Below are 13,605 nucleotides of genomic sequence, written 5' to 3' on the forward strand. Positions count from 1 at the left end.
CTATACCAGTGTGAGAAAATCTGTTGATAGTTCAGGGGAGTCCATATAAGGGGCGAACTTTATGGTCGCCCGCATAAATGAACCCCGATCTAGCGATCTGTAGAACATTCAAATTTTTCGAACACAAACGACAAAACAATCCGCTATTGCTTCGATAAAAGAGCTGTTTTAATAGCTTTATCAACAGACTCTTCAACAGGTGAAGTGAAAATGACAGCACGTACTTTAAAACAATTGATCCCCGCTATGCAGGCCTCTGACGGTGCTGGCGTAAAAATTAAACGTAGCCTGGGCCAAAGTCAGGGCGTACGACTGGATCCTTTTTTAATGCTGGACGCTTTTGGCTCCGACAAAGCCGACGACTATATTGCCGGTTTCCCTGCCCACCCGCATCGTGGTTTTGAAACCGTCACTTATATGCTGGACGGCCATATGTTGCACGAAGATCACCTTGGTAATAAAGGCCATTTAACCAGTGGTGGAGTGCAGTGGATGACAGCGGGCCGAGGCATTATTCACTCTGAAATGCCGCAACAGGAATCTGGCCTGATGCGTGGTTTTCAACTGTGGATTAATTTACCAGCCGCAGAGAAAATGAAAGAAGCAGCCTATGTGGATATTCCGGCCGCAGATATTCCGCTTGTGCATTTAACAGCACAAAGTTTTGTCAAAGTGATAGCTGGCGAAACAGTGGTGAATGGCGATAGAGTAAGAGGCCCTATTTTCGGCCTATCCACTGAACCTCTGTATCTGGACGTGCAGTTAGAAGCAGGCCAAAGTCTGACCTTACCTGTCACCGCCGGTCATAACGCTTATGTGTATCCTTTTGAAGGAGAGGTGTTTGTTGAAGGTTTAAAAGTAGCGAATCATCACGGCGCAGTACTGAGCGATGGCGACAGTGTTACAGTTTCAGCCAAAGAAAAAGCCCGTTTTATTCTGCTCTCAGCTAAACCTATTAAAGAACCCGTGGTGCAATACGGTCCTTTTGTGATGAATAAGCCAGAAGAAATTGAGCAGGCGATCCGCGACTATCAGGCCGGAAAACTGACCAATAACCAGCAAGCCAAAACCATAGCTATTCATAAGTCGCTTTGAGCTTTCTGAGATCTCTTACCCTAAGTAATTGATGTTGCAGCGAGGCGACAAGCAAGTCAGACCCCAGGAGCATAGCAGCGCTATGTGACTGGGGCTGTGAAGCGCAGGCAACAAAGCTGCGGCTTCAAGTACGACGGGTATTCTTTATAAAGGGCAGATGTTATTATCTGCCCTTTATAATTTTGAGGATCGGCAGATGCAACTTGTGGGTATTATCGGCGCTATGGAGCCGGAAATTGCAATTTTAAAAGCTCAATTAAGCGATATGACCACGGTCAAACTGGCGGATTATGAGTTCTATCAAGGCCGTCTGGCCGATACCGACGTCGTGTTAGTACAATCTGGCATAGGTAAAGTCGCTTCAGCTGTAGCAACCACCTTATTAATTAGCCAGTTCAAACCAGACTGTGTCATCAACACAGGTTCAGCCGGTGGTTTTGACCCGGAATTAAATGTAGGCGATGTAGTGATTTCGTCCGAAGTAAGGCATCACGATGTGGATGTGACTGCTTTTGGTTATGAAATTGGCCAGGTACCACGTATGCCAGCAGGCTTTACCGCTCATCCGGCTTTAATCAGTGCAGCAGAACAAAGTATCGCTACCTTAGGCTTTTGCAAAACCAAAAAAGGTTTAATTACCACAGGTGATGTATTTATGTGCCAGCCCGAGCGTATTGCTCAAACCCGCGCACAATTCCCCACTATGCTGGCGGTAGAAATGGAAGGCGCGGCTATAGCTCAGGCATGTTATCAACTCAAGACTCCTTTTGTGGTGATCCGCAGTTTAAGTGATATAGCCGGTAAAGAATCGCCAACCTCTTTTGAAGCTTATTTAGAAATCGCCTCAAAAAACAGTTCGGCTATGGTGCTGGAACTTCTGAAAAACCTGAAAACGGTGCAGCTGAACTAAATGCCCTATTGGCTGGAAGATATCTCAGTCTATCCACTGGTGCTGCTAAGTATTTGGTTGCTTGGCAGCCTGGTGTTATTGCCGCAGGATTACCAGCCTTTAACCTTTTTCCGCATTTTTGCTAAACAGTTAGCGGTCAAAGTTCATCCGGATCCGCACAGAGCCACTAGCCAGCAGTTGATCTCCGGCAGTTTAGCTTTAGCTCTGGTGATGTTACCCACTCTTGCTTTGCTGGCACCTTTATACTGGCTGTCCGACTGGCCTTTGGTATTGGATGGCTTATTGCTGTATTTTTGTCTGGATTTTGTCTATTACCGCCAACAAAGCCATAAAACGGCGCTGGCTATCAGCCAAAAACAACACAGCAGAGCCAAAGACTTATTACAACCTTTGGTTCTGCGTCAGACTCAAAGTTTAAGCGGCACTGGCTTATGCAAAGCCACTATTGAGATGCTCTGGCTTCGCACCGCCAAACAATGGGTTGGGGTGAGTTTCTGGTTTTTAGCAGGAGGAGGATTAGCTGCCGTGGCTTATCGCTTATTGCTGCTGTGCAACCAAGAGTGGAACGACAAACAAAATAACTTTCGGTATTTCGGTAAACCTGCCTCGTTATTAACTCAATGGGCCAGCTTTCCTGCCAGCCTGCTCACCGCTTTGCTACTGGCTTTTTTAACGGATATCACAGCAGCTTTCCGGCAATGGCGTCAGGCCTTGTCATTACGACTTTGCCTGCCTCATTTGCTGATCCTTGGAGCTTTAGCCGCGGCCTTGCGGATTAATCTGGCCGGCCCTGTGATCTACCAGCAACAAAAAAACCAGCGCCAGCGTTTGGGTCCAACTCAATTACCTGAAGTCAGAGATGTGCTTAACGCACTCAGACTCAACAGACAATTTCAGTTGTACTCAGCCTTTATTGTATTTATTTTCAGTCTGTTACAAATACTTTGGCTACTTTATTAACAGCCTGCCAGTTTTTGTAAAATTCTTTGGAACTCTGCTGGACTTTGTGACGCCATTCACTGTATTTTCTAGACCTTCTACCAGCAGATAACAATAATAATCCGACCTACTGAGGAATAGTTTTGCCTGTTTTAGCCACACTGCGCTATCTTTGCGGCTTGTTGCTGCTTGTTTGCTGCTGCCAATCTGTTTTGGCTGAAACGCTATTGCAGCCACTGACTCCGGATCAAAACTTATCGCAAGGCTCTGTCAACGACTTATTACTCGATCGTCAGGGCTTTTTATGGATAGCAACAGACGCTGGTTTAAACCGCTTTGATGGCTACAAAAACTTGCTGATAGGCGCTGACTCGGCGCAATTACAAAGCCTGGCTTTTACCCAACTGTTACTGGATAAAAAACAACGTTTATGGGCTTTGGCACCACGCTCAGGTTTGTATGCTTTTGACCCAGCCAAAGCGCAGTTATATTTGCATGGCTCTTTACCAGGCGCTATGACACTGGAAAACCGTTTTATCAATTTAACTCACTCAGACAACGACGACCTGTTGCTCAGCAGCAGAACGGATCTTTACAACTATCAAACCGACACCAGCCAGGTAACGCTTTTAGCCAAATTAGCAGATATCAATTTGTCGGATGCTGTTATCCGTACTCTGCTCAATACCAAAGACTGGATTTTATTGGGTACCAGCCATGGTTTAGTGCTGTACGACAAAAGCACCAAGACACTGAGTCTGGTTCCGCATCTGCCACAGCAACAAAGCTCCGACTATCAACGCTATGTCAAAACCTTACAACTGAATAAAAACCAACTGCTGATTGGTACAGTAGAAGGATTGTATCAACTGGAGTTAGAGCAGATCACACAGTTCCTGCAAACAGGACAACCCCCTGTCAGTAAAGAACTGATTGCAGGCCCTAATGTCTGGCAAATTGAAATCCAGTCCGATCATCTGTTCATCGGAACAGAACGTGGCTTATTGCGTTACTCGCCTGAGTCAGGCGACACAGAACAGGTGCTGAAATTCAGCCAAAGCAACTTTAACTTATCCGACGATAATGTGGTGGCTTTGCAAGAAGATGATCAAGGCGGTTACTGGCTCGGCAGTCGTTATGATGGCGCTTATTACTGGCATCCACGGAGCAAGGCCATTCGTAATTTCAGTCAAATGGGTCCTGATGCCTTAAGTAATGACAAAATAATTTCTATTGTTGAAAAAAATCCAGATGAACTATGGCTTGGCACCCGCAATGGCTTAAATTTATTAAATCTGGACACTCGGCAGGTACAAAACTTTCTGGTCAACCCTGATCCAAAAGCGGTCTGGCACACCAGTACTATTATGAATCTGTCGATGAATACCAAGGGAGATTTATGGTTTATTTCCTCTAATGGTTTAAGTTTTTTCTCTGTTCAGAACAAAGAATTACAAGCTCCAGCTCTGCTTGACCCAAACCAGCAAGCCGTGTTGAAAGCTGCCAGACCAGGCAGTTGGCTCAATCAACAACAGCCCTTTTATTTACTGACCAACCAGAGTATTTATCGTTATCATCCTAACTCAGGTCAGGTGGATGAGATTGCGGAGTTAAAACAAAAACTCCCCGCTATTAATGTACGGGTTATTTTAGGAAAATGGCCTGATCAGCCCGACTGGCTGGTGCTATCGGCTTACGAAAAACTCTGGTTGTTTAATGAAAAAACAGCAGAGTTAAAGCTACTGTATCAGGCGGAGGTAAGCCCTGCTTTTAGTATGCGTTTTGCTGACAAGATGGCATTGGATAGAAATAACACACTCTGGTTTAGCGCCTCAGATATAGGTTTACTGGCGTTTGATGCCAAGACTATGCAACTGAAACATCATTTTCATAGCCAGAATAAACTCAATACCAATGTAGTTTATGCCGTCAGCAGCGATCAGTTGGGGCATATCTGGTTTTCCAGCCTGCATGGAGTCTCTTCGTTAAATGTCGATACGCTGCATATCGAACAGTTCAGCAAAAAAGATGGTTTAACCAGTAATGAGTTTATTAGTCAAAGCAGCAAAAGTTTAAGCAACGGCGAAATGGCCTTTGGCTCTATCCGGGGTGTGAATTTACTGTCACCTGTCGCTCTGACAGAGTCCAGACGTAAACCCCGCATTGTCATTACTCAGCTGGATTTGCTGTCATCTCCGATTAAAAGCCCGCTGACTGACTTATCAGGTCAGCATTTTACTTTACCTTATGACAGTCAGGGTTTAACGATCAGTTATTCCAGCCTGAATTTCCGCGACAGCGCAAAAATGCGTTACCGTTATTGGCTGGACGGCCCACAGCGCCTGGTGTTTCCGGAACAAAGCTCCAGTTCGGTGATGTTTCCACAGCTCACTCCGGGAGATTACCAGTTTAATGTAGTGGCCGTCTCTCCAGTCACTGGTCTTGAAAGTGAAGTGGCCACCTTACAACTTCAGGTCCAAGCTGCACCATGGCTCAGTCATTGGGCTTATATGCTTTATGCTTCTGTCAGCCTCGTCATCATGCTGTTTTACCTTAGAACCCGCCAAAAACAGCAACGCATGCTCAAAGTTGCTCATACCAAAGTAACCACCAGTGAACAGCGCTTAAAACAAGCGTTGGACTCGATAGACAGTGGAGCCTGGGAGTGGCATGCCCGTAAAAATATTATGTTTGCCTCCCGTATTTACAGCATGCTGGGGTATCAGGAAGCTTTAAATCCGCTGGCGATGACGCAACATTTGTCGTTAGTGCATCCGGAAGATAAAGACGCTTACCAGCAAGCCTGGCAAAAACTGATGCAAACGCCGGACAAAACCTTTGATCACACCTACCGGATGCAGCATAAAAACGGCAAATGGTTGTGGTTCCGCGATATAGGTAAAGTGGCAGAAGTTGATGACAAAAGCCAACCTGAACGGGTGATAGGCACCTTTAGCAACATCACTGAAACCAGAGCCAACCAGGAAAAAGCCCGGTTATTTGGCGAAGCTTTCCAGCAAACCCGGGATTGGGTAGTGATTTTAGATGCAAACCAGCGTGTGATTGCAGCGAACCAGTCTTTTGCGGATGTGTTTGGCTCAGTCGACGAGTATCTGGTCAGCCCTAAAACTCATCATTTAGGCATCAGTTTGCAACGCCGTCGTTTTTATACCTCATTATTACGAGGTTTAACTGTGAATCAACACTGGCAAGGCGAAGAGCTGGTGCATACACCGGATGGCAAAGAACGCCCTACCCTGATTAATATCAGCGCTATTGGTGATGCAGATAAAGTTGAGTTTTTTGTGCTGGTGTTTACCGACATCACAGCACAAAAAGTGGCGGAAGAAGAATTACGTTATTTAGCCAGCTATGACTCACTGACAGGCTTACCTAACCGCACTTTGCTGATGGACAGAATTCAACATGGTATTGAACAAGCCAAACGCGCGAAAAAAACTCTGGCCCTGTGTTTTATCGATTTAGATAAATTTAAACAAGTGAACGATTCATTAGGCCATGATGTCGGTGATCAATTACTGCAGGAAGTCGCCCGACGTTTGCGCGCCACCTTAAGAGAAACCGATACCATAGCGCGGCTGGGTGGTGATGAATTTGTGGTACTGCTGGAAAGCTATAAAAACGATGACAACATCAGCCATGTGGCGCGCAAAATGCTGCAATCCATTGGTGAACCTATGCAGCTGGGCACTCATACGGTCAGCGTCTCGCCTAGTATTGGCATAGCAGTTTACCCGGACGATGCACTCGATGCCAACGCACTACTGAAGCATGCGGACGTGGCCATGTACCACGCCAAAGATTTAGGCCGCAACAACTTCCAGTTTTTTATTGCCGAAATGAACGAAAAAGCCCATATGCAACTGGCGAAAGAAACTCAGTTGCGTCAGGCCTTTAAAGACGGCGAATTTATTAACTACTATCAGCCCATCGTCGATTGTCGCAGCCAGTCGGTGATAGGGGTTGAAGTGCTGATGCGCTGGAGCCATAAAAACACGCTGATCCCGCCCACAGAATTTATCCCTATGGCAGAAGATCTGCGTCTGATCATTCCCATGACCTTATCTTTGCTGGAACGGGCTCTGGTGGATTTACAGCAATGGCGCCAGGCTGGCTTAGATTTGTATTTGTCGGTAAATTTATCCACCAGTCATTTAGAGCAACTGTCGTTGGCAGAGCATACCGAAAAGCTGCTGAACAAATATCAGTTGCCGCCCTCCTGCCTGCGGTTTGAAGTGACAGAAAGCGCGCTGATGCGGGATCACGAAAAAGCCATTACCACTATGCTGGCGCTGAACCAGCTCGGCATACAATTGGCTCTGGACGACTTTGGTACCGGCTATTCGTCGCTGAAATACTTAAAAGAACTGCCGATAGACGCGATTAAAATTGACCGCAGTTTTGTCAAAGATATTGGCATAGACCCGGACGATGAGACCATAATCGAAGCAATTTTATCTATGGCAGGCAGCTTAGGCATGAGTTGTGTTGCCGAAGGGGTAGAAACCGAACAGCAACTGGCCTTTTTCAGCAGTCGCCAGTGTTATCTGATTCAGGGTTATTTATTCGCCAAGCCGATGCCTGCTGTTGAGCTGATTAATTGGCTGCATAGCGAACACCTGAATTAGGCGCTGCGCACTGAGCAATTAAAACCACAGCTTTGTTGGCTGCGCGCTTTCGCCCCAGTCGATGAAACGGATAGACGGGCGGCCATAAAGGTCGCGCCTGCAATTTTTACTCTGTTATACTGCGCGCCTTTTCTACCTGCAGTGATTGTTGATGCAACCCAATCTGCTTAAAGGCGCCTTATTGCTGTTACTGGCTGAAGCTTGTTTTGCCGGTATAGGGGCTTTGGTTAAACTAACCAGCGACAGCGCCAGTCATGCCCAGGTGGTATTTTTCCGAAACTTTTTTGCTTTGCTGGTGATGCTGCCCTGGCTGTGGCTGCAAGGCAAACAACTGCTGTATACCAAACGCTGGTATCTGCATTTAAGCCGCTCTGTGACCGGTATTATTTCGATGTACTGCTTCTTTTATGTGATCAGCCAGTTACCTTTGGCGCAGGCTATGGTGGTGCTTTTAATGTCGCCTTTTATAGTGCCGCTGATCGCCAAATTCTGGCTAAAAGAAACCGCCAGCCGCCTGACCTTATTTAGCATAGCGCTGGGTTTTGGTGGTGTATTGTTGGCCTTACCTATCGCTAGCGGCGGCGGTGCTTTTTATTTGTTTTTAATAGCCCTGTTGTCGGCCGTATTAGTAGCGGTGACGAAAACCACCATACGTTATATGTCGGACACTGAGCCTGCAGCCCGTATCGTGTTCTACTTTTCGTTGCTGACCGCCATTATTTCTTTTGTACCTGTGCCTTTTTACTGGCAGGAACTACCTGCTGTCGCCTGGTGGGCTTTTGGCTTTATGGGGGTATTAGCCGCCATAGGCCAAATGGCGATGACCAAAGCTTATGCTTTAGCACCAGCCTCTGATATTGGCATCTGGACTTATAGTTCGGTGATTTTTGCCGGCCTTTTTGGTTATTTATTCTGGTCTGAACCTGTGACTATGAGCTGGTTTGCCGGTGTGGCTATCATTTTTTATGCAGGTTATATCAGTACCAGACAACGTTTATGGTAATCGCCCTTTGTCCTTGAAGCTGCAGCTTTGTTGACTGCATTCTCTCGCCCCGGTCACATAGGTGAACTATGTTCCCGGGGACTCCATCATTTGTCGCCTCGCTGCAACTCCAATGACTTTGGGCGGCCCTTCGTACTTGATGCTGCAGCTTTGTTGACTTCATCCCTTCGCCCCTGCATTTTAACTTGCCCACATAGACGGGCGACCATAAAGGTCGTCCCTACGCCTTAACAATCAACAGTCCGGTTTTTAATCCGAAAAATTTATTTTTATTCCATTCAAACCTTTTTTCTGCTTGTTCCGACTCATTGGTAATCACAGCATTTTTTAATGCATCACCAAACACAGAGTGCAGGAAACACCATGAAAATAGCCGATACCAGCAACCAGGATGAAAAGCTGACACCAAAAAAAACTACTAAAAAAATCTGGGTCGCAGGCTCAACCAGCATGCTTCTGGTATTGCTGCTATGGCAAATTATTCCGGCTGCTCGTAGCTGGTCACAATCGGATATGTCGGTGTCTTTATCGCGCGTACGGCTGGATACAGTCAGAACAGCAGATTTTACCCGCGATATCTCAGCTCAGGGCCAGGTGGTGGCGGCGGTCAGCCCAAAACTTTATGCCACAGCCGAAGGCACCATCAGCTTATTGCTCGATGCTGGTACTGAAGTCAAACAAGGGGATGTGCTGGCCATTATCGACAGCCCTGAGCTAAACAACAGACTGCAACAAGAGCAAGCCACTTTTTACAGCTTACAAACCAGTCATGACCGGCAAAAAATCTTAGCGAAAAAGCAGCAATTAACCGACAAAAAAGCCGTGGATATAGCGCTGATGACACTGACCACAGCGGATAGAGAAAAACGCCGCGCCGATCAGGGTTTTGAAAAAGGTGTGATCAGCAAATTAGAACTGGAAAAAGCTCAGGACGATTTAGAAACTGCCAAAGTGCAGCATCAACACGCCGTTGAAGATGCCCGCCTGAATAAAGAAAACCTCGATTTTGAAGTGCAAAGCTTAGCCCAGCAGCTCGATCGTCAGCGTTTACTGGTGGAAGACTTCCAGCGTCAAGTCAATGGCCTGCAGGTACGCTCTCCGGTCAATGGCTTACTGGGTAATCTGGCGGTAGAAAACAAAAGCTATATCACCAAAAACCAGCTTATTTTATCTGTAGTGGATTTAAGCCAGTTTGAAGTGGAAATTGCAGTCCCAGAAAGTTATGCCAACGATTTAATCATTGGTTTGCCGGTAGAAATTACCGCTGAGCAGAAGCTGTATATGGGCAAACTGGTGACTATCTCTCCTGAAGTGTTTGAAAACCAGGTCAAAGGCCGGGTGCGTTTTACGAAAGAAGCACCGCCAGCCCTGCGTCAAAACCAACGCTTAAGCAGTCGTATTTTGCTGGAACACCGCGAAGGCGTAATGCAGGTAGCCCGAGGTCAATTCCTTGATAGCAGTAATGGCAAATTTGCTTACAAAGTCAGCAATGGCATGGCCATTAAAACCCCGATTGAACTGGGTGCCCGCAGTCTGAACTCAGTCGAAATTCTGGCCGGTTTACAACCGGGCGATCAAATCATCACCTCCGGCACCGATATTTTTAACGGCGCCAGCACAGTGCAACTGAACCAATAATGGCCATTCGGCTAGGGAACTACTTATGCTAACTATGAATAAAATCAGTAAATCATTTATCACGGACGATGTGGCCACTCATGCGCTACGGGATATTCAGCTGCATGTTAACGAAGGCGACTTTGTCAGTGTGACAGGCCCTTCAGGCTCAGGCAAAACCACCTTTTTAAATATTGCCGGTTTGCTGGAAACCAGCAGCAGCGGCGAATACCTGCTGGATGGTGAAGACATCACCAAGCTCAACGACAGCGGTCGCTCCCGCATGCGCAATCAGAAAATAGGTTTTATTTTCCAAAGCTTTAACCTTATTCCGGATTTAAACCTGTTCGACAATGTCGATGTGCCGTTACGTTACCGTGGTTTAAACGCCAGTGAGCGCAAAAAACGTATTGAATACCATCTGGATCAGGTCGGTTTAGCCTCACGGATGAAACACCTGCCAAGTCAGCTGTCCGGTGGTCAGCAGCAGCGTGTCGCTATAGCCCGGGCTTTAGCCACCTCACCACGCTTTCTATTAGCGGATGAGCCTACAGGTAACCTCGACAGCCAGATGGCACAAAGTGTGATGAGCCTTTTGGAAGACATCAATAAAGCAGGCACCACTATTTTAATGGTGACACACGATCCAAGCCTGGCCGCCCGCGCTAAACGTCAGATCTATATCAAAGACGGTCATGTCAGCGAGCTGACCAACCAAAACTCGAACCTGCATCTGGTTGGCGAAGCTTAAGGAGCTGCTATGTTTTCCTATTATCTGAAGCTGGCGTATTTAAGCTGCAAACGTACCTGGGGCATGACGCTGTTGATGGTCTGCGCCATAGGTTTAGGTATTGGTGCCTCTATGACCACCATTACCGTCAATTACCTGATGTCGGCCAACCCTATTCCACAAAAAAGTGAGCAGCTGTTTTTTGTGCAAATGGACAGCTGGCAGCCGAACGATCCCTACAGCGACGATGGCGATGCCCCCCCCCAATTAACCTATCGTGACGCCACCTACTTATGGCAGGCACAAAAGGCCAAACGCCAGACTATTCAAAGTGGTATGGCGGCGGTGATTGAACCGGCTGATAAAGAAGTTTTACCTTTTATGGTGCAGGGCCGCGCCAACAGCGCCGACTTTTTCCCTATGTTTGACGTGCCGTTTTTATATGGCAGTGGCTGGGACCATCAGGCTGATTTAAAAAAAGAACGGGTGATAGTGATTAACGCCGAACTGAATGAACGTTTGTTTGGCGGCAAAGACTCCACAGGCCAGACGGTACGGATGGCCGGTGAAGACTACAAAATTACCGGTGTGATGGACAGATGGAACCCCAAACCACGATTCTACGATATCAGTACAGGCTCTTTTAACGACGTGGAAGAAGTGTTTGTGCCTTTTAGCTTAATCACCGAACAAAAATTTGGCCGCTCAGGCAATACCAACTGCTGGAAACCTACTGAATCAGGCTTTCAGGCCTTTTTAGACTCGGAGTGTATCTGGGTGCAATTGTGGGTGGAATTACCCACAGCCCAGGATAAAGAAGCCTACTTCAGCTTTATGAATGCCTACGCCAAAGAACAAAATCAATACGGCCGCTTTGCCCGCACTGACAATAACAAACTGCGGGATGTGATGCAGTGGCTGGAATACGCCGAAGTGGTGTCAGACGATGCCAGCATGATGATGGCGATGTCGCTGATGTTTTTACTGGTGTGTTTACTCAATACAGTCGGTTTGTTGCTGGCGAAGTTTTTAGGTAAAGCCAGTGAGATTGGCGTACGCCAGGCCTTAGGTGCCAGCCGTAACGATTTGTTTATTCAGCATTTAATTGAATCAGGTTGTATAGGCTTGGCCGGTGGTTTATTGGGTTTAGTGCTGGCTATTTTGGGGCTTGAAGCCATCAAAGTGATGTATGGCGACTGGATCCGCGATTTAGCTCAGCTGGATTTCACTCTGGTGGCTATGGCGATAGGTCTGGCTATTGTCAGTGCTTTATTAGCCGGTTTGTATCCCACCTGGCGCGCCTGTCAGGTGCAGCCGTCCGTTCAGCTGAAAAGCCAATAAGGAGTTTGCCATGTCCACTTTTTTAACCCAATTAGAACTTGGCCCTATGTTCCGCGCTTTAATGCGCAATAAAATTGGAGCTTTGCTGATAGCTCTGCAAATCGCGCTGACCCTGACCATTATGGTCAATGCCATTTTTATGATGCAGGAACGCAGTCAGCAAATGGCCAGAGCCAGCGGTTTGGATGAAGCCAATACCTTTTATCTGAGCAACACTGTGTTTGCGCAAAACTACAATCTGAAAACCGCGCTGCAACAGGATTTGCAGCGTATCCGCCAGACTCCCGGTGTGGTGGATGCCACTCAAATTAATGCGATTCCTTTAAGTGGCGGCGGCTGGTCGATGAGCCTGCAAACCAAAGCCGGTGACGATATTGAAGGCACAGGCACAGCGGTTTATATGGTGGACGAACATGGCATTAATGCCATGGGGCTGGAGCTGATTGCCGGCGAGAATTTCCAAAACTCAGATATAGGCTGGCGCGAAGAAGGCAGCACCAAATGGCCACCTAAAGCCATTATCAGCAAAGCGCTGGCAGAAACCATGTTTGAAGGCGACTGGAAAAATGCTTTAGGTAAAACTGTTTATATCGACAACCATCAGCCAGTACAGGTGATAGGTATTATCAAAGCCCTGCAGGCGCCATGGAACGGCTGGAATGGTGTAGAACGCAGCATGCTGGTGCCGCAACAACTGGACAGCAAAGGCAGCCGCTTTTTTATCCGCACCGAACCGGGCCGTCGTGACGAGTTAATGCCAGTGATTGAAAAAATGCTGGCTGAAAGTGACAGAGGCCGCATTATCCGTAATGTCACCAGCATGGAACAAACCCGTGACGAAAGTTATCAGGAACATCAGGCCACCAATACCATTCTGCTGACGGTGATTATTGTGCTGACGCTGATCACAGGCTTTGGCATTGTCGGTCTGGCGATGTTCAGTATCAACAGACGTACCCGCCAAATCGGCACCCGCCGCGCTTTAGGCGCCAGCCAATGGCAAGTGATGCGCTACTTTATGCTGGAAAACCTGCTGATAAGCTTTGCTGGTGTGATCTTAGGTGCAGCAGGAGCAATAGGCTTAAATATCTGGCTGGTGGCGACTTTTGAGATGAGCCCGTTAAGCCCGGTGTTGCTGGTGATTGGTGTTGTGGCCTTACTGATAGTTGGCCAGTTAGCGGTCAGTTATCCAGCCTTAGTCGCCTCAAAAATTTCGCCTGCGGCTGCGACCAGAGGACGGGCTTAAACCTATTGTAACGACTCCCTGGTAAGTGAAAAGTTACCAACCTTTCCCTCAGCTTTTTTGTCCTTCGGCTGAGGG

General features: G+C 47.2%; 9 protein-coding genes. All 9 read left to right on the forward strand.

Going from position 1 to position 13,605, the window contains the following annotated elements:
• The first annotated feature begins 210 nt into the window (after positions 1 to 210).
• The 9 genes from WH43_RS00370 to WH43_RS00410 all read left to right on the forward strand — a co-directional run bounded on the left by WH43_RS00370 (position 211) and on the right by WH43_RS00410 (position 13,530).
• Positions 211 to 1,095: a pirin family protein gene (locus WH43_RS00370; RefSeq protein WP_053422691.1), complete on the forward strand. Its 885-nt coding sequence runs from the start codon at positions 211 to 213 to the stop codon at positions 1,093 to 1,095.
• Positions 1,096 to 1,291: 196 nt separating this feature from the next.
• The gene (gene mtnN / locus WH43_RS00375; RefSeq protein WP_053422749.1) at positions 1,292 to 2,005 is read left to right on the forward strand and encodes a 5'-methylthioadenosine/S-adenosylhomocysteine nucleosidase; all 714 of its coding nucleotides are present in this window, start codon (positions 1,292 to 1,294) and stop codon (positions 2,003 to 2,005) included.
• Positions 2,006 to 2,965, forward strand: a complete 960-nt coding sequence (locus tag WH43_RS00380; protein ID WP_053422692.1) for a cobalamin biosynthesis protein CobD/CbiB — start codon at positions 2,006 to 2,008, stop codon at positions 2,963 to 2,965.
• Positions 2,966 to 3,156: 191 nt separating this feature from the next.
• Positions 3,157 to 7,593 (forward strand): EAL domain-containing protein, encoded by a 4,437-nt coding sequence (locus tag WH43_RS00385; RefSeq protein ID WP_286049364.1) that lies wholly within the window; start codon positions 3,157 to 3,159, stop codon positions 7,591 to 7,593.
• Between the two features lie 151 nt (positions 7,594 to 7,744).
• Positions 7,745 to 8,596, forward strand: coding sequence for a DMT family transporter (locus WH43_RS00390; protein WP_053422694.1), 852 nt, complete (start codon positions 7,745 to 7,747; stop codon positions 8,594 to 8,596).
• 363 nt (positions 8,597 to 8,959) lie between these two features.
• Positions 8,960 to 10,234: an efflux RND transporter periplasmic adaptor subunit gene (locus WH43_RS00395; RefSeq protein ID WP_053422695.1), complete on the forward strand. Its 1,275-nt coding sequence runs from the start codon at positions 8,960 to 8,962 to the stop codon at positions 10,232 to 10,234.
• 25 nt (positions 10,235 to 10,259) lie between these two features.
• On the forward strand, positions 10,260 to 10,964 hold the full coding sequence (locus WH43_RS00400; RefSeq protein WP_053422696.1) for an ABC transporter ATP-binding protein: 705 nt from the start codon (positions 10,260 to 10,262) through the stop codon (positions 10,962 to 10,964).
• Positions 10,965 to 10,973: 9 nt separating this feature from the next.
• Positions 10,974 to 12,284: an ABC transporter permease gene (locus WH43_RS00405; RefSeq protein WP_053422697.1), complete on the forward strand. Its 1,311-nt coding sequence runs from the start codon at positions 10,974 to 10,976 to the stop codon at positions 12,282 to 12,284.
• Between the two features lie 10 nt (positions 12,285 to 12,294).
• Positions 12,295 to 13,530, forward strand: a complete 1,236-nt coding sequence (locus tag WH43_RS00410; RefSeq protein ID WP_053422698.1) for an ABC transporter permease — start codon at positions 12,295 to 12,297, stop codon at positions 13,528 to 13,530.
• Positions 13,531 to 13,605 lie beyond the last annotated feature (75 nt).

The sequence above is a fragment of the Rheinheimera sp. KL1 genome (genome assembly GCF_001275035.1).
In the GTDB taxonomy this organism is placed as follows: Bacteria; Pseudomonadota; Gammaproteobacteria; order Enterobacterales; family Alteromonadaceae; genus Pararheinheimera; species Pararheinheimera tangshanensis.